The 14972-nt window shown below is 62.1% G+C and carries 17 protein-coding genes; 15 read left to right on the top strand and 2 right to left on the bottom strand.

The genetic code is table 11. The features are described 5' to 3' along the window. Positions 1–2: 2 nt before the first annotated feature. The 3 genes from A7A77_RS07685 to kce all read left to right on the top strand — a co-directional run bounded on the left by A7A77_RS07685 (position 3) and on the right by kce (position 3073). Positions 3–1397 carry a spinster family MFS transporter gene (locus tag A7A77_RS07685; protein WP_082835985.1) on the top strand — a complete coding sequence of 465 codons (1395 nt, stop codon included), beginning with the start codon at positions 3–5 and terminating at the stop codon, positions 1395–1397. A gap of 183 nt (positions 1398–1580) precedes the next feature. Beyond that, positions 1581–2150 (top strand): cupin domain-containing protein, encoded by a 570-nt coding sequence (locus A7A77_RS07680; RefSeq protein WP_245638424.1) that lies wholly within the window; start codon positions 1581–1583, stop codon positions 2148–2150. Further along, on the top strand, positions 2147–3073 hold the full coding sequence (gene kce / locus A7A77_RS07675) for a 3,5-dioxohexanoate:acetyl-CoA acetone transferase (RefSeq protein ID WP_066555941.1): 927 nt from the start codon (positions 2147–2149) through the stop codon (positions 3071–3073). The genes A7A77_RS07680 and kce overlap by 4 nt, the downstream gene beginning before the upstream one ends. A gap of 166 nt (positions 3074–3239) precedes the next feature. On the opposite strand, the gene A7A77_RS07670 is transcribed toward kce, so the two are convergent. Next, the gene (locus A7A77_RS07670) at positions 3240–4160 is read right to left on the bottom strand and encodes a VOC family protein (RefSeq protein ID WP_066555939.1); all 921 of its coding nucleotides are present in this window, start codon (positions 4158–4160) and stop codon (positions 3240–3242) included. A gap of 215 nt (positions 4161–4375) precedes the next feature. Between A7A77_RS07670 and A7A77_RS07665 the strand changes: the two genes are divergently transcribed. From A7A77_RS07665 to hpaE, 7 genes are all read left to right on the top strand, one after another. Next, positions 4376–4948 carry an NADPH-dependent FMN reductase gene (locus A7A77_RS07665; protein ID WP_066555937.1) on the top strand — a complete coding sequence of 191 codons (573 nt, stop codon included), beginning with the start codon at positions 4376–4378 and terminating at the stop codon, positions 4946–4948. A 3-nt stretch (positions 4949–4951) separates the two neighbouring features. Beyond that, positions 4952–5575, top strand: coding sequence for an O-methyltransferase (locus tag A7A77_RS07660; protein ID WP_066555934.1), 624 nt, complete (start codon positions 4952–4954; stop codon positions 5573–5575). A 115-nt stretch (positions 5576–5690) separates the two neighbouring features. Further along, the gene (locus A7A77_RS07655) at positions 5691–6320 is read left to right on the top strand and encodes a hypothetical protein (RefSeq protein ID WP_066555933.1); all 630 of its coding nucleotides are present in this window, start codon (positions 5691–5693) and stop codon (positions 6318–6320) included. Between the two features lie 3 nt (positions 6321–6323). After that, entirely contained in the window at positions 6324–7997 is a 1674-nt protein-coding gene (locus A7A77_RS07650) for an FAD-binding oxidoreductase (protein WP_066555926.1), read from the top strand. Continuing rightward, the gene (locus tag A7A77_RS17445; protein WP_082835984.1) at positions 7994–8401 is read left to right on the top strand and encodes a c-type cytochrome; all 408 of its coding nucleotides are present in this window, start codon (positions 7994–7996) and stop codon (positions 8399–8401) included. The genes A7A77_RS07650 and A7A77_RS17445 overlap by 4 nt, the downstream gene beginning before the upstream one ends. Positions 8402–8430: 29 nt before the next feature. Continuing rightward, positions 8431–9843 (top strand): sulfatase family protein, encoded by a 1413-nt coding sequence (locus tag A7A77_RS07640; protein ID WP_066555924.1) that lies wholly within the window; start codon positions 8431–8433, stop codon positions 9841–9843. 150 nt (positions 9844–9993) lie between these two features. After that, complete coding sequence (gene hpaE, locus A7A77_RS07635; RefSeq protein WP_066555922.1) at positions 9994–11496, top strand: 5-carboxymethyl-2-hydroxymuconate semialdehyde dehydrogenase; 1503 nt, start codon at positions 9994–9996, stop codon at positions 11494–11496. 30 nt (positions 11497–11526) lie between these two features. On the opposite strand, the gene A7A77_RS07630 is transcribed toward hpaE, so the two are convergent. Continuing rightward, positions 11527–12012, bottom strand: a complete 486-nt coding sequence (locus A7A77_RS07630) for a MarR family transcriptional regulator (protein ID WP_066555920.1) — start codon at positions 12010–12012, stop codon at positions 11527–11529. A gap of 68 nt (positions 12013–12080) precedes the next feature. Here A7A77_RS07630 and A7A77_RS07625 point away from each other — a divergent pair, with 68 nt between their 5' ends. Genes A7A77_RS07625 through A7A77_RS07605 form a run of 5 tightly spaced genes read left to right on the top strand, consistent with a single transcriptional unit; the run spans position 12081 to position 14968 of the window. Then, positions 12081–12698: a fumarylacetoacetate hydrolase family protein gene (locus tag A7A77_RS07625; protein WP_066555917.1), complete on the top strand. Its 618-nt coding sequence runs from the start codon at positions 12081–12083 to the stop codon at positions 12696–12698. Then, positions 12695–13447, top strand: coding sequence for a fumarylacetoacetate hydrolase family protein (locus A7A77_RS07620; protein WP_066555914.1), 753 nt, complete (start codon positions 12695–12697; stop codon positions 13445–13447). Before A7A77_RS07625 ends, A7A77_RS07620 begins: the two co-directional genes overlap by 4 nt. Next, positions 13444–13770: an aromatic ring-opening dioxygenase subunit LigA gene (locus A7A77_RS07615; protein WP_066555912.1), complete on the top strand. Its 327-nt coding sequence runs from the start codon at positions 13444–13446 to the stop codon at positions 13768–13770. The genes A7A77_RS07620 and A7A77_RS07615 overlap by 4 nt, the downstream gene beginning before the upstream one ends. Further along, complete coding sequence (locus A7A77_RS07610; RefSeq protein ID WP_066555910.1) at positions 13767–14585, top strand: DODA-type extradiol aromatic ring-opening family dioxygenase; 819 nt, start codon at positions 13767–13769, stop codon at positions 14583–14585. Before A7A77_RS07615 ends, A7A77_RS07610 begins: the two co-directional genes overlap by 4 nt. Beyond that, positions 14585–14968, top strand: coding sequence for a hypothetical protein (locus A7A77_RS07605; RefSeq protein WP_066555908.1), 384 nt, complete (start codon positions 14585–14587; stop codon positions 14966–14968). The genes A7A77_RS07610 and A7A77_RS07605 overlap by 1 nt, the downstream gene beginning before the upstream one ends. Positions 14969–14972 lie beyond the last annotated feature (4 nt).

The following is a 14972-nucleotide window of genomic DNA, read 5'->3' as shown; positions in this document are numbered from 1 at the left end:
AAATGCGGCTGAAACGCGGACGAGGAGACCGCAACATAAGGTTTAAGCCTAGCGATCCGCTCCGTGTTGTTTATAGGTTGGGACAAATACGAAAGATGGGGAGATCGCGGTTGCCACAGGATACCCGAGGCCCGATTCGGGAAAGCTCCCGCGCATACGAAGCGGCGGTTCTCGCGATGCTGACACTGGCCTACGCGCTGAATTTCCTCGATCGCCAGATCATCAATATCCTCGCCGAATCGATCAAACGCGACCTGCAGATCAGCGACACTCAGCTGGGGCTTTTGACGGGCACAGCGTTCGGAATGTTCTATTCCATACTGGGCATTCCCATCGCCCGCCTTGCAGACCGCACACACCGGGTGCGTATCCTGTCCGCCGCCCTGATGGTGTGGAGCGTCTTCACCGGACTTTGCGGCCTGGCCGCCAGCTTCACGCAGCTTTTCATTGCGCGGCTCGGCGTTGGCATAGGGGAGGCCGGCGGCACACCGGCATCCCAGTCACTGCTTTCGGATTATTTCCCGGCCTCGCGGCGGGCGACGGCCCTGGCAATTTTCAGCATGGGCCTTCCGATCGGCACCGCACTGGGTTTCGTGGTTGGTGGATATCTCGACGCACTGGTCGGTTGGCGCCACGCACTTGCCATCGCCGCCATTCCTGGGGTTCTTCTGGCGCTGGTCATTCTCTGGTTCCTGCGTGAGCCTCACCGCGGGGCCGCGGATGGCATCGACGGCACGGCCATGGAACGCCCACCGTTCGGCCCCGCGATCCGCGAATTGTTGCGCAAGCGCGGGCTGCTCTATCCCGTCATCGGCGGTTCTTGCGCGATCTTCGTGAACTATGTCTGCAATGCCTGGCTGCCGGCGTTCTACATTCGCCTGCATGGAATGGATGTCGGGCAAGCCGGCCTCTGGATTGGCCTGTGCGTGATGACGGGCGGATCGGTCGGGGTTCTGGGCGGCGGCATTCTTGTCGACCGCTGCCGCCCAAAGATGCATTCCGCAGAGGTCATCGTACCTGCAGTGACGACCGTGATCGCACTTATTGCGCTGTTCGGCGTGCTGCTGGCCGAAACCACCCGCACCGCCATTGTGTGGATGTTCGTTTTCTACACCTTTATCACCGCATGGATGGGACCGACCAATGCCGTCGTCCAGCGTACGGCACCGATACGATCGCGATCGCTCGCAACCGGGTTGCAGCTGCTGATCGGCAACATCGTCAGTCTGGCCGTCGGTCCTGCGCTGGTCGGCTGGCTATCGGACACGTTCGGCCGGTCGCACGGCGTCGAAGGCTTGCGCCTGGCCCTGCTCTGCGTGCCGGCAGCGGGCCTGATCGGCGCCGGGTTCTATATTGCCGCCCGCCGTCACCTGCAGGCCGCACCGGCCACCGCGTAATATTTGCCGCGTCATGCCGCCGGCTAATCCCGACGGGGTTGGGCAATCCTTCCGGCTCTGCACGCACGCGTCAAAGTGCCTGACAGCCCCTAGCCGGTTGACCGGGACTCCAATTGGTGACATGGAGTAACTGAACGTGACGGACCGTAATTATCAGTGCGGGAAATGGGTGGATCGAAAAACATGTCCATAGTCGAAGAAAATACATATGAGAGGGCTGAAAATGGCGCGGTGATGCGGCGTACGCGGCGCATCGTAACCGGGGAAAACGAGGCGGGACGATCATATATCGTTTCCGACGGCCCCACACCGAATTACGTACTGCCCGCCCACTCCCCCACGCTGGCGCAGGTTGTCTGGGCCACGGGCGAAGGCGCTGCGGAAGGCGACGATCCGGCACCGGCAGGTCATGGCTTCGGCTTCCACTCTGCCAACGGCACGATCCTGCGCGTTGCGGACTTTCCGCCCGATGAGGAATACGATTATTCGAAGGTCGAGAATTTCCTCGACGAATATGGCGTGCGCGATACGGAAAAGCCGCGTCACTTCTGGTTCCACAAGACCCCGTCGCTCGATTATGCTATATGTCTCGAAGGCGAGATTTACGCGATGATGGACGATGGCGAAGTGCTGATGCGTCCGGGTGACATCCTGATCCAGCGCGCAACCAACCACAGTTGGTCCAATCGTTCGGGCAAGCTTTGCCGCATGGCTTTCGTGCTCATCGCCGAGGACGAGGAATCGCACGCATGAGCAAGGTCATCATCACATGCGCGGTGACCGGCGGGGCACATACCCCATCGATGTCACCGCACCTGCCCTGCACGCCGGAAGAGATCGCCGATCAGTCGATCGAAGCCGCGGATGCAGGCGCGTCGATCATCCACCTGCACGCCCGCGATCCCGACGATGGCCGGCCCACAGGCGATCCGGCGATTTTCCAGCGCTTCCTGCAACGGATCAAGGGCGCAACGGATGCGGTCGTCAACATCTCCACCGGCGGCGGCGGACCGACGATGACGGTGTCCGATCGCACGAAAGCGGCGCTGACCCTGCGCCCGGAAATGTGTTCGCTGAACATGGGGTCGATCAACCTCAACCTGTCCGAACTCGCAGAACGGGATCGAGACTGGAAGCACGACTGGGAAAAGCCGTTCCTGGAATCGACCAAGGATCTGGTTTTCAAGAACACCTTTGCCGACATCGAATGGATCATGGAGAATATCGGCGCCAACGGCACGCGCTTCGAGTTCGAGTGTTATGACGTGAGCCATCTTTACAGCTTGCGCTATTTCGCGGACCGGGGGCTGGTGAAACCGCCATTCTTCATCCAGACCGCCTTCGGCATGCGTGGCGCGATCGGCGCCCATCCCGAAGACCTGATGCACCAGAAGCGCACGATCGACCGGCTGTTCGGCGACGAATACCGCTGGTCGGTGCTGGCGGCCGGCGTGCACCAGATGCGGATCAACACGATGGCGGCGCTGATGGGCTCCAACGTTCGCGTCGGGCTTGAAGACGGCCTCTACATCTCACGCGGAAAGCTGGCGATTTCGAATGCGCAGCAGGTCGCCAAGATCCGCCGCGTGCTTGAAGAACTGGGCATGGAAATCGCCACGCCTGACGAAGCGCGCGATATGCTGCAGCTGAAGGGCGGCGGTGACGTCGGTTTCTGACCCGCCGTCACACCAACAAGCCAAGTCAAACGATGGCCAGCCTCCACACGAGGCTGGCCATTTTTTCATCCGCAGGACGCCGGCGGTCGAACCACGAAAAAGGCCGGATGCGGACCGCACCCGAAAGGATGCGGCCACATCCGGCCTTGCGTCACAAACCCGCCCGTCAGCGGATACGCGACCACTGCTTGTTGAAGTCGAAGTACCAGCCGCCTGTCACCCCGGCATTGTCGAATTCGCCCGCAACCCAGTTGTCGTCGACCTGATCCATGTCGGCGCCCAGTTCGAAGGCGCCGCCCATCGGCGTCTTGAAATACCAGTACCAGTTCGAACCCAGCTCGAACCGGCCCGGCCCGCGCGCCGTTTCGAAACCCGCCTTGTCCAGCTTGTAGCCGCCGGCAAACACGTCCTGCACGTCGCCGAAGGTAAATTCCGCATGTTGGAAGCAGTTCGGGATATCGTCCTGGAACGGCCGCATCAGGAACAGGCTGTGGTGGTCCGAATGCCCTTGCGCGCGGGCGAAGACACCCATGTTGTCAAGGAAGGAGTCGGTAATCCGGAAACCGAGACGATCGCGATAGAACTTGACCGATTCTTTGGGGTCTTTCGACCAGTAAACCACATGGCCCATCTGTCGGGCAGGGCTGTGATCGTCAAAATCAACGCGCTTGTTGAAACGTTCGTACTTGTTGCCAGCGATATTGCGTTCATAGCCCGGCGCTTCGTAGGCGCGGCGCTGCGACACGCGGAACCACAGCGCGTTGCCGTCGTCGTCAGCCGACTGCACCATGCCGTCGACGCGGCGCACCTGCCGGTCGCGCGAAAGTTCCTCTGCAATGGCATCCAGATCGGCTTCGCTTTCCACACCCCAGATCGATGCCCGCAGCGTCGGCCCGCGCACGTTGGCGGCGGGGAGCACGGGATCGTCCAGCAGGCGCAGCTCCACCCCGCTGCCATCCAGAGCCTCGAACGAAGCACCCTTGGCTCCGTGATCGAGTTCCTTGAGACCATAGAGGTTGAGGAACCGCCGGGACTCGGCGAGATCGTCGACACCCATAAGCAGGCTTTCGGGACCGGTGATATTCATTCTGTCATGCCTCGTATTCGCATCATCTCTGCACCATACGCTATAACCAATACGCATCGTATCGTAAAGGTGCCTTTCAACGAGTGCCGTTGACGCAAGAGCGCCGCGCCAACGGATTCGAGTGCCGGTTACAGAGTATCTCTTGCATCAATGAAATACGCATCGTATCGTATTTATCACTAAGGAAAGCATGATCCAACGGGAGAGACGACACCATGGCCAACCCCAAAATTCTCGTAATGCCCGGCTCCACTCGCGAAGGCTCGTTCAACACGCAACTCGCCAATGCCGCGGTGCGCAGCATCGAAGCATGCGGCGGCGCGGCAACACTGGTCAACCTTGCCGACTATCCGATGGATTTCGTGGATGGCGGCAACTCTAGCGGCGACATGCCGTCCGCGGTTGCCGAACTTCACGCAAAGTTCGCCGCACACGACGGAATTCTGCTGATCACGCCGGAATACAATTCCTTCCCCTCACCGCTGCTGCTCAACGCGCTAGACTGGCTGTCGCGGGTGCGGCACTACGAAGGCGGGATGGATGAAGTCTTCGGACGGCCCCTCTATGCCGTGTGCGCAGCATCGCCCAGCCCGATCGGCGGTTATCGCGCCTTGATGGCACTGCGGCAAAAGCTGGGCATCGGCCTTGGCGCCACCGTCATTCCGGCGATGGCGCATATCGCTGCCGCCTACGAGGCTTTCGATGCCAACGGCGAGCTCAAATCAGATGCGAACAAGGCCATGCTGGACAAGGTCGTGAACCAGCTCTGTGCCCGGTTGGGCGCCTGAGTCATGGACGCCGCCTTCGAAACCGTCCTTGCCCGTTATGAGGAGCGTGCCGCGCGCGAGGAAGAAATGCAGCGCGCCGGCGACCCGCGCACCGCGCTGGCGGTGCGTGACAATTATCTGCTGCACGTCGGACAAGACGTTGCGCGGATACTGCATGCGATGATCGTCGGGCTGGGATCGCGAACGATCGTCGAACTTGGCACTTCCTACGGCTATTCCACCCTGTTCCTTGCCGATGCGGCGCGGATTACCGGCGGGAAGGTTTTCACCCTGGAACTGTCCGCCGACAAACAGGAATATGCCCGCGAACAACTGGCACAGGCAGGGTTGGCCGATCACGTCGAATGGCTTTGCGGCGACGCGCTGGAATTGCTGTCGGGAATGACCGGCACGTTCGACTTCGTGCTCGTCGACATCTGGAAGGAACTTTATGTTCCCAGCCTCGAGCTACTCGCCCCCCAAATTGCGAACGGCGGTGTGGTCGCAGCCGACAACATGTTGTTTCCAGAGCTGGTTCGTGCTGACGCCGAGCGATACCAAACCGCAGTACGCGCAATACCGGGCGTTCTGAGTACGCTCTTGCCCGTAGGTCAGGGCATTGAACTTTCGACGTTCTGGCGAAACTGAGTCCGATTCGTCGGATAATAACGATACTTTGCGTATTGAAATTATTCGGGGGAGCGGATAGGTTCGTTCTGCGGAGCGTCAGCAAAAGACTGCGCGAGCATACGGAGTAGGACCAATGAAACCAGCAGCCGACAGCGGCATTCGATGCCAGCCCGAACAGGGTCTGACTCTCGATCGCAGGGCCCTGCTCGGTGCCGGTCTGGCGCTTGGCGCGGCGGCGATTGTTTCACCGATCTTGCGTGGCGGCGCAATGGAACCTTCCGGCCCGGTCCACGTCATCATCACCGATGGCCGCTTCGCTGAAAGTCGGCGGTTTGCCGCCAGCCTGTCGACCAACGGCGCGCAAGTTCTGGACGTACAGAACGGACTAACGGCCATATGGCTGAACCACCTCACCCCCCTTTGGCGCAAATCGAGCGGCGCGGTTGTAGGCCTCACCACTCGCGCTGTGTGGGACGGACTTTCACAACAAGCCATTGGCCAGTTCCGCAAACCCCGCATTCTGGGCATCCATGAAATTGCCGCCAACGGTCTGCCGCTCGGCCACAGCATCGACGTGCCGGCCAGCCGTCATGCGGCCTTGATGGGCGGTGCCATGAACAGTGCTGCATGGCCCGACAGGATGGCGCAGGCCGTAACTGGATGTCTCGCCAGCGAACGCCGCGAATTCAAGTCCTGCCGCCTCGGCGCACCTGCCGACCACTTGCCAGCCCGGGCCCAACTCGTTTCCTGGATGATTGTCTGAACCATGCGTACGCCAACCGGAATTTCGCCATCGGTCTTTACCACCGCCCTCACGGCATTCGCCGGCGTCGTGGGCGAGGACTGGGTCTTTACCAGCGATGAGGATCTCGACCTCTATCGCGACGCCTATTCCCCCTTGCGCGGTGATGAGGACGAACGCACCGCCTCGGCTGCGGTCGCGCCGCAATCGGTAGAAGAAGTGCAGGCGATCGTGCGCATCGCCAACGAACATTCGATCCCGCTTTACACGATCTCGACCGGTCGTAACCTCGGTTACGGCGGGTCCGCCCCCAACTACTCAGGTTGCGTGGTCCTCGACCTGAAGCGAATGAACCGCATCATCGAGGTCAGCGAAAGCAATCACTACGCCATCGTCGAGCCGGGCGTCAGCTATTTCGACCTCTATAACTACATTCAGGAAAAGGGGCTGAAAGTCTGGATCGATTGCCCCGATCCCGGCTGGGGCAGTCCGATCGGCAATGCACTGGATCATGGCGTCGGCCATACCGCATCGCGCTTTCGCAATCACTTCGACGCCCACTGCGGCATGGAAGTCGTGCTGGCCAATGGCGAAATCATGCGCACCGGCATGGGCGCCCTGTCCGGCTCCAACACATGGGCCCAGTTCAAGATGGGCTACGGCCCGGTGATCGACGGGATGTTCTCGCAGTCCAATTTCGGCATCGTCACCAAGATGGGCTTCTGGCTGATGCCGGAACCCGAAGCGATGCTGAAGGGCGAAGTCCTGGCCACGCGGTATGAAGACCTGCACGAGATGGTCGAGCTGCTCAAATGGGCCGAAAACAGCGCCCTTTGCGACGGTGCCCCGCAACTCGGCAGCCCGCTGCTCGGCTCGCCCGGTGACACCAAGGCACTGGTCGACATCTTTTACGACGGCCCGCCGCAATTGCCGCCCGAACAGATGAAGCTGATCGGAGAGGCCAAGGTCGGATATTCGCCGGAACTCGAACGATACGGCATCGACAACGACCTGCCGTACTGGAAACTGTACCTCAGCATGTACGGCCCCGAGAATGTCGTACAGGCCAAATGGGAAGCGATACAGACGCGGGCCAAAGCCCGTATCAAGGACGTCGCATTCGAAACCGGCCCCCTGATTACCGATTTCAAGAAGGCCGCCGCCGAACACACCGTGTGGGCGCAGGACATGGGCATCCCCAATCTGGAGTTCTTCGCCCTTGGTGCGCGAACGCCGGGCAATCCGGTGCAGATGACGGGCCACCTGTTCTTCTCCGCCGTCGTGCCGCAAACTGCCGATGCGATTCTGGAGGCGAACCGCGTGTTCGACGAGGCATCGCGCAGCAATCCGGTGCTGAAGGACATGCCGATCCTGGGTCTGCGTCCATTCGCCCTGCCGGCCGGTTTCCACGAGCGGACGTTCCTGATGATCTTCGGCATGCCCGTGGTGGAAGATCCGGCCATGAACGAGCAATTCATCAAGGCCTTCCGCGCACTGATCGACATCGGCGCCGAACATGGCTGGGGCGAATATCGCACGGCCCCGCTTTTCCAGGACCAGGTCATGGGCATCTACGATTTCAACGACGGCGCGCTGCTTCGCTTCCACGAAACGGTGAAGGACGCGATCGACCCCAAGGGCATCCTTTCGCCCGGCCGCTACGGCATCTGGCCGCGCCACCTGCGGAAGCAGTCATGATCCGCCCGGTCCTGTCGCTGGTCGCCGCTTCGCTGGCCCTTGCCGCATGTTCGCAGCGCGACGATGCCGATACCTCGCAAGTTGCGGGAGATGGCGGAACTGCCGAACTTGCCCCCACATCACCGGGGGAGCAGGTCTTCGACAAGTGGTGCGCCCCGTGCCATGCCGCCGGCCCGCGCTATCCCGGCACCGCATCGCTGGCGCAGAAATACAACGGCGAAATACCCGCTGCGCTGGAGGAGCGGGACGATCTGACGCCCGAAATCGTCGCCTATTTCGTGCGCAACGGGATCATGGTCATGCCGCCGTTCCGCAAGACCGAAATCTCCGACGACGAGCTGGCAGCGCTGGGCGCATACCTGAGCCATGAGCCGGAACCCGCCATTCCGGCCCGGCCCGACTGAAGACGCAAAGCCCCCCGGGAGGCAACAATATGAACAAGACCAACAGCATCGACCGCCGCACCGTTCTGGCAGGATTGGCCGCGACAGGCATCGCCGCCACTTCGCCCCTGCACGCCGGATCGGGCCGCAAGCAGCCCAACTTCCTGTTCATCATGGCCGACGACCTCGGCTATGCCGACTTGTCCTGCTACGGCCGCCGCGACTATCGCACGCCGCACATCGATGCATTGGCCGATCGGGGCATGTCCTTTACCAGCGCCTATGCCAACAGCGCGGTGTGCACCGCGACGCGGGTCGGCCTGATCACCGGGCGCTACCAGTACCGCCTGCCGGTCGGACTGGAAGAACCGCTTGCCCTGCGCAAGATCGGCCTGCCGCCCGAACATCCGACCGTGGCCTCCCTGCTGCGCAAGGCCGGTTACCGCACCAGCCTGATCGGCAAGTGGCACATGGGCCAATTGCCCGATTACGGCCCGTTGAAGAGCGGCTATGACGAGTTCTGGGGCATCCGCAACGGCGGCGTCGACTATTTCACGCACGATTTTGCGCACATGCCTGACCTGTGGGACGGTGAGACGCCGATCGAGGAAGCCGGCTATCTTACCGACCTGCTCGCCGACCGCGCGATCGCATCCATCTCTGAAATGGCGGCCACAGACCAGCCGTGGTTCATGAGCCTGCATTTCACCGCGCCGCACTGGCCGTGGGAAGGTCCGGACGACAAGGCCGAATCCGACCGCCTGAACGCCTTGCCGGGCATGTTCGCCATGATGCACTGGGATGGCGGTTCGCTAGCCACTTATGCGGAAATGGTGACACGGCTCGACTATCAGGTGGGCCGCATCGTCGATGCCGTGCGCAAACTGGGCATCGACGACAATACCGTGATCGTGTTCACCAGCGACAATGGCGGAGAGCGCTATTCCGATACCTGGCCGTTTTCCGGCAAGAAGGGCGAGTTGCTGGAAGGCGGCCTGCGCATTCCCGCAATCGTCGTCTGGCCGGGCGTGACACAGGCCGGAACGAAAAGCGACGCACCGATCATGTCGATGGACTGGCTACCGACCTTCGTTGCAGCCGGCGGCGCAAGCCAGGACGCTGCCTTCCAAAGCGACGGTCTGGACATCCGCCCCGCCCTGCAAGGCGGCGAGCTGCCGCAGCGCGACCTGTTCTGGCGCTACAAGAACCACGGACAGCAGGCGATGCGGCGCGGGCGCTGGAAATACCTGAGGATTGCCGACAACACCTTCCTGTTCGACGTGATCGCCGACCCGCTGGAGCGGGGGAACCACAAGCTGCGCGAACCGGCGATCTACGCCGAACTGGAAGCCGCCTGGAAAGCATGGGACGCAACGATGCTGCCCCTTGATCCGGAATCGACGACGCACGGCTTCGAAGCGCGCGACATGGCCGACCACGTGGGAGCCGTCTCCCAGCACTGAGAGCTGACGGATACAATTTATTTATCACAATAACTATCTTGCAATAGTTATCATGTTAATCCATTGAGGTGATCGAGACGAATCGAAGGTCCGTCGGGCGCAGCAATTTTCCGCCGCATCCCGGGCCGATTAGCCGGAGAGATAGATCCGATGCGTGAAACTGCGCTCAAGTCCGTGCAGGCAATGGCCGCCCAGTATAGCGACGGCACGTTGTCCCACTTCATCGACGGGAAACCGCGCGACGGCGCGGGCACCGCGTTCGATGTGTTCGACCCGTCGACCGGCAACGTGATCGGCCAGGCCCGCGATGCGACTGCCGATGAGGTGGATGACGCAGTGGCCGCTGCCCATCGCGCCTTCCCCGAATGGTCCGCGACACCGCCCGAAACGCGGCGCAAAATCCTGAACAAGGTCGCCGACCTTATCGTGGCCCGCGCCGACGAGATCGCGGCAGTCGAGTGCCTCGATGCAGGGCAGGCATGGCGCTTCATGTCGAAAGCCGCGCTGCGCGGGGCGGAAAACTTCCGTTTCTTCGCCGACCGCGCTCCTTCGGCGGCAGACGGTCTTGCCCTGCCCAGCGCAGAGCACCTGAACTACACATCGCGCAAGGCGATCGGTCCGGTTGCGGTCATCACACCGTGGAACACGCCGTTCATGCTGTCGACGTGGAAGATTGCGCCCGCCCTCGCCGCCGGCTGTACCGTCGTGCACAAGCCTGCGGAATGGTCGCCCTATTCGGCGCGCCTGCTGGTCGAGATCGCGCACGAAGCCGGCCTTCCCGATGGCGTGTTCAACGCGGTCAACGGCCTTGGCGAAACGACCGGAAAGCGGCTGACCGAACATCCCGACATCAAGGCCATCGCCTTCGTCGGCGAATCCTCGACCGGTTCCGCCATCATGCGGCAGGGTGCGGCCACGCTGAAGCGGGTCCACTTCGAACTGGGCGGCAAGAACCCTGTCGTCGTGTTCGATGATGCCGATATCGAACGTGCGGTCGATGCCGCGGTCTTCATGATCTATTCGTTGAACGGCCAGCGCTGCACTTCGTCCTCGCGACTGCTGGTCCAGCGTTCGATCTATGACAGCTTCACCGCCAAGGTGGCCGAACGTGCCAAGAACCTGAAGGTCGGCGATCCCTTCGACAAGGCGACAGAAGTCGGCCCGCTGATCCACCCAAAACACCTTGCCAAAGTCAGCAGCTACATTGAAATCGCGACCAATCAGGGCGCGACCATCGCTGCGGGCGGTGCTCCGGTCGAAGGTGACGGCTTCTATTTCCAGCCCACGCTGTTCACCGGCGCCGAACAGACGATGCGCGTCGCGCAGGAAGAAATCTTCGGTCCGGTGCTTACCGCGATCCCGTTCGATGACGAGGCCGACGCCATCGCCAAGGCGAACGATGTCGAATACGGCCTTGCCGGTTACCTGTGGACCAGCGATGTCGGCCGGGCACTGCGCGTGTCGGAAGCGATGGATGTCGGCATGGTCTGGGTCAACAGCGAGAACGTGCGCCACCTGCCCACCCCCTTTGGCGGAACGAAATCCAGCGGCATTGGCCGCGACGGTGGTGACTGGAGCTTCGACTTCTACATGGAGACGAAGAACATCGCGCTGGCGAAGGGCACGCACAAGATCCAGCGGCTGGGCGCCTGAAACGTGACGCCAGCGCCGCTCCTTGCAGTATCAGCCCCCTTCGCGGGACGATGCGGCATCGCTTGGCGCGAATGCGGAGAGGGCTTCGGACAAGGCGGCGGCTTCGGCGATGAAGGCCGCCAGCCGTTCCTTGCCAAAGGCTTCGCCGTAGCGGGACAGCATGATCGAGGTTTGCGCGGCGGTTTCGCGCACGAGCGCTTCGCCAGCTTCGGAGATCGTGATCACGGACCTGCGACGATCGCCCGGATCGATCGCGCGGCTCAGCAGTCCGCGTTCTTCCAGTTCGCGAACCACGCGCGTCACGCTGGGTGCGTGCAGCAACGCAGCCTCGGCCACCGTGCCCGCATCGAGCGGCCCGTCCGCTTGGGACAAAACCCTTACGACGCGCCATTGCTGGTCGGTCATCCCCGCGGCGCGAAGGATAGGGCGGATCGGCGCCATCACGGCCTCTCGTGCGGCAAGCAGCCGTCCGGCCAGGGATTGGGGATAGGGCGGCAGGACAGAAGGTTCGACCATCCGGCTGCCTTGCCATACAATTTGCAGCGACTCAAACTTAACGTAGTAAACAATTTGGAGAGTGCCTCGTGACCATCGCGGGCAATATCTATGGCGTCGTTCTGAACGACGCGCCGGAACGGGAAGCGCTTGCCGCCCAGTTCGACGAGAAACCCTATGCCAAGCCACCGGTTGCGCCTGTCGTATACATGAAGCCGCTGGCAAGCATCGCGAACGGATCGATCGCCGTGCCCAACGGCGGATTGACCGCTGCGACCACACTGGCGGTGCTTATCGCTCGCGACACGGGCGGCGTTTCGGCCGGTGAAGCGAACGACTGCATCGGCGCAACCGCGTTGGCGCTGGACCTGTCGGTCCCGGCGGACAGCTACTATCGTCCGGCTGTAGCGCAGAAAAATGCCGACGACCGGCTTTCGCTGGGCAGTTTCACTACTCCCCACGTCCCGGCCTCCATTCGGCTGATTTCAGACGGGACCTGCATCCACGAATGGTCTCTGGACCGGTTGGTTCGCCCGATCGCAACGCTGATCGCCGATCTCGGCGCGTTCATGACGCTGAAGGCTGGCGACGTATTGCTTGTCGGACTGCCCGGTGACGCGCCGACGGTCACAGGCGGTACAAGCCTGCGGGTGGAAGCGGATGGCATCCCGTCGCTCGAACTCACCATGCGGGAGATGGCAGCATGAAGCGGGCGAGGATCTTTCATCGCGGGCGCGACATCTGGGCCGAAGTCGTCGATGGCGACAGCGGGCTGCGCCTGCCGAACGGACAGGTCATCGCCGCCGCCGATGCCCACTGGCTTCCGCCCGTGCAGCGGGGGGCAGCGGTTTATGCGCTGGGTCTGAACTACGCAGACCACAACAAGGAACTGGGCTTTGCGCCCAAGCTGGCAACCCCGCTGGTCTTCATGAAGGGCGACAACTGTTTCGTCGGCCACGACGGCGACACCCCTCGCCCGGCAGACGGCAACCAGATGCATCCCGAATGCGAACTGGTCGCGGTGATCGGCAAGCCTGCCCGCAACGTGGCAGAGGCGGACGCACTTGATTGCGTAAGCGGCTACACCGTCGCCAACGACTACGCGATCCGCGAGTATCTGGAAAACTACTACCGCCCGAATGCGCGGGTGAAGAACCGCGATGCCACCACGCCGATCGGACCATGGGTTGTCGATGCCAGTCACGTGCCCGATCCGCAGGCATTGCGGCTGACGACTTCGGTCAACGGCGAGGTCGTTCAGAACGGCAGCACCGCCGACATGATCCTCAGCGTCGCGGGCCTCGTATCCTATCTTTCATCGGTAACCACGCTGATGCCGGGCGACATGATCCTGACCGGGACGCCGCAGGGCGTTCATTTCTGTAATGCGGGCGATACCGTCGTCTGCGAGATCGAAGGGGTTGGCCGACTGGTCAGCAATCTGGTGCCGGCATGAGCCTCTATCAGCTTTCCAAGGTCCTCTACGTCCTCAACCGTGACGATGCGGCCAAGCGACTCTGGCACACGGAACCGGCTTCGCTGCTCGACGGCTACGACCTGACCGACGAGGAGCGCGCCGCGCTGCTCGAACACGATATCGGCATGCTCTACGTATTGGGCGTAAACGGGCAGATCCTCATGCATTTCGCCGCTCTGTGCGGCATCGCATGGGCGGACTACATCCGCCTCATGCGCGAAGGGGTAGAAAAATACGGCCCGGTCCGCGCCGGGCTCTATGCCATGACCACACAGTTCAACGAAAAGGTGGCAGGAGTATGAGCCTTGTCTATTGCGGCGTGTGCAGCCATGCGCCCGGCATCACATCGCGTTCCGACATGGCCGATCCGGCCTTGCGCGATCCGTTCTATGCGGCGCTGGAAAACCAGCGGCAGGAAATCATGGCGACCCGTCCCGACGCGCTGATGATCGTGGCGGCAGAGCACTTCGCCAACTTCTTCATGAACAACATGCCCGCCTATGCGATCGGCATGGGCGAAAGCTACACCGGCCCGATCGAGGACCCGGACTGGCTGAAGGTTCCACTGCGCACGGCGAAAGGCAACCCCGATCTTGGCCGACGGCTCGTGGCCGAAATGCTGGAAACCGTCGATGTCGCCTATGCCGAGGAATGGCAGTTCGACCACGGCATTTCCGTGCCTCTGCATTTCCTCGACCCGAACAACGAGCTGACGATCATTCCCGTCAACATCAATTGCCAGGGCCCGCCGCTGACCCCGCTTCACCGCGCGTGGACGTTTGGCGAAGCGATCCGCCGCGCCGCCGACAGCGTGCCGGAACGGATCGCGCTGGTCTGCACCGGCGGCATTTCGCACTGGCCCGCAACCCCCGACAGCGGCAAGATCAACGAGGCGTGGGACCGCGAATTCATCACTCGCTGGGAAGCGAACGACCGGGCCGCGATGCTTTCGTACACCGATGCCGAAACCTATCGCGACGCCGGGCAAGGCGGGTTCGAGATCCGCACTTTCATCACCGCAGCGGCAGCCGGCGGCGGCAAGGGCGACGTGCAGTTCTTCGCCCCCATCCCGATCTTCGCCGTGGGCTGCACGGTCGGCCGAATGGAGATCGTCTAATGGCGCACGCGATCATCGAATGGAGCGCGAACCTTGAAGGCGCGCTCGATCTAAAGGGGCTGATGAACCTGATCGCCGACGACATGGCGAACCGTTCCGACGGGGTGTTCCCGATCGGCGGCATCCGCGTCCGCGCCTATCGCGCCGACGACTATGTCATCGCCGACGGCACTTGTGCCGAAGATGCTTTCGTCAATATCGACATCAAGATGGGCGTCGGACGCAGTGCGGAGTTCCGCAAGGCCTATTTCGATGCCCTGTCGGCGCGGATCACCGATTTCCTGGCCGACCTGTTCGAAACGCGCCCGTTCGCGTTTTCGCTTTACGTCACCGAAGTGGACGGCTGGAAGAAGAATTCGATTCACAAGCGGTTGAAAGGCTGATTCC

Source organism: Croceicoccus bisphenolivorans, assembly GCF_001634625.1.
Lineage (GTDB): Bacteria > Pseudomonadota > Alphaproteobacteria > Sphingomonadales > Sphingomonadaceae > Croceicoccus > Croceicoccus bisphenolivorans.
The sequence above is the reverse complement of the archived record's forward strand: the minus strand, read 5'-3'. Positions and strand labels throughout refer to the sequence as shown.

Bases quoted from the DNA above. Each gene is read 5' to 3' on its own strand.
- A7A77_RS07620 (WP_066555914.1), top strand. From the start codon at position 12,695: ATGAAGCGGGCGAGGATCTTTCATCGCGGGCGCGACATCTGGGCCGAA.
- hpaE (WP_066555922.1), top strand. From the start codon at position 9,994: ATGCGTGAAACTGCGCTCAAGTCCGTGCAGGCAATGGCCGCCCAGTAT.
- kce (WP_066555941.1), top strand. From the start codon at position 2,147: ATGAGCAAGGTCATCATCACATGCGCGGTGACCGGCGGGGCACATACC.
- A7A77_RS07650 (WP_066555926.1), top strand. From the start codon at position 6,324: ATGCGTACGCCAACCGGAATTTCGCCATCGGTCTTTACCACCGCCCTC.
- A7A77_RS07605 (WP_066555908.1), top strand. From the start codon at position 14,585: ATGGCGCACGCGATCATCGAATGGAGCGCGAACCTTGAAGGCGCGCTC.
- A7A77_RS07630 (WP_066555920.1), bottom strand. From the start codon at position 12,012: ATGGTCGAACCTTCTGTCCTGCCGCCCTATCCCCAATCCCTGGCCGGA.
- A7A77_RS07640 (WP_066555924.1), top strand. From the start codon at position 8,431: ATGAACAAGACCAACAGCATCGACCGCCGCACCGTTCTGGCAGGATTG.
- A7A77_RS07665 (WP_066555937.1), top strand. From the start codon at position 4,376: ATGGCCAACCCCAAAATTCTCGTAATGCCCGGCTCCACTCGCGAAGGC.
- A7A77_RS17445 (WP_082835984.1), top strand. From the start codon at position 7,994: ATGATCCGCCCGGTCCTGTCGCTGGTCGCCGCTTCGCTGGCCCTTGCC.
- A7A77_RS07670 (WP_066555939.1), bottom strand. From the start codon at position 4,160: ATGAATATCACCGGTCCCGAAAGCCTGCTTATGGGTGTCGACGATCTC.
- A7A77_RS07680 (WP_245638424.1), top strand. From the start codon at position 1,581: ATGTCCATAGTCGAAGAAAATACATATGAGAGGGCTGAAAATGGCGCG.
- A7A77_RS07685 (WP_082835985.1), top strand. From the start codon at position 3: ATGCGGCTGAAACGCGGACGAGGAGACCGCAACATAAGGTTTAAGCCT.
- A7A77_RS07660 (WP_066555934.1), top strand. From the start codon at position 4,952: ATGGACGCCGCCTTCGAAACCGTCCTTGCCCGTTATGAGGAGCGTGCC.
- A7A77_RS07655 (WP_066555933.1), top strand. From the start codon at position 5,691: ATGAAACCAGCAGCCGACAGCGGCATTCGATGCCAGCCCGAACAGGGT.
- A7A77_RS07610 (WP_066555910.1), top strand. From the start codon at position 13,767: ATGAGCCTTGTCTATTGCGGCGTGTGCAGCCATGCGCCCGGCATCACA.
- A7A77_RS07615 (WP_066555912.1), top strand. From the start codon at position 13,444: ATGAGCCTCTATCAGCTTTCCAAGGTCCTCTACGTCCTCAACCGTGAC.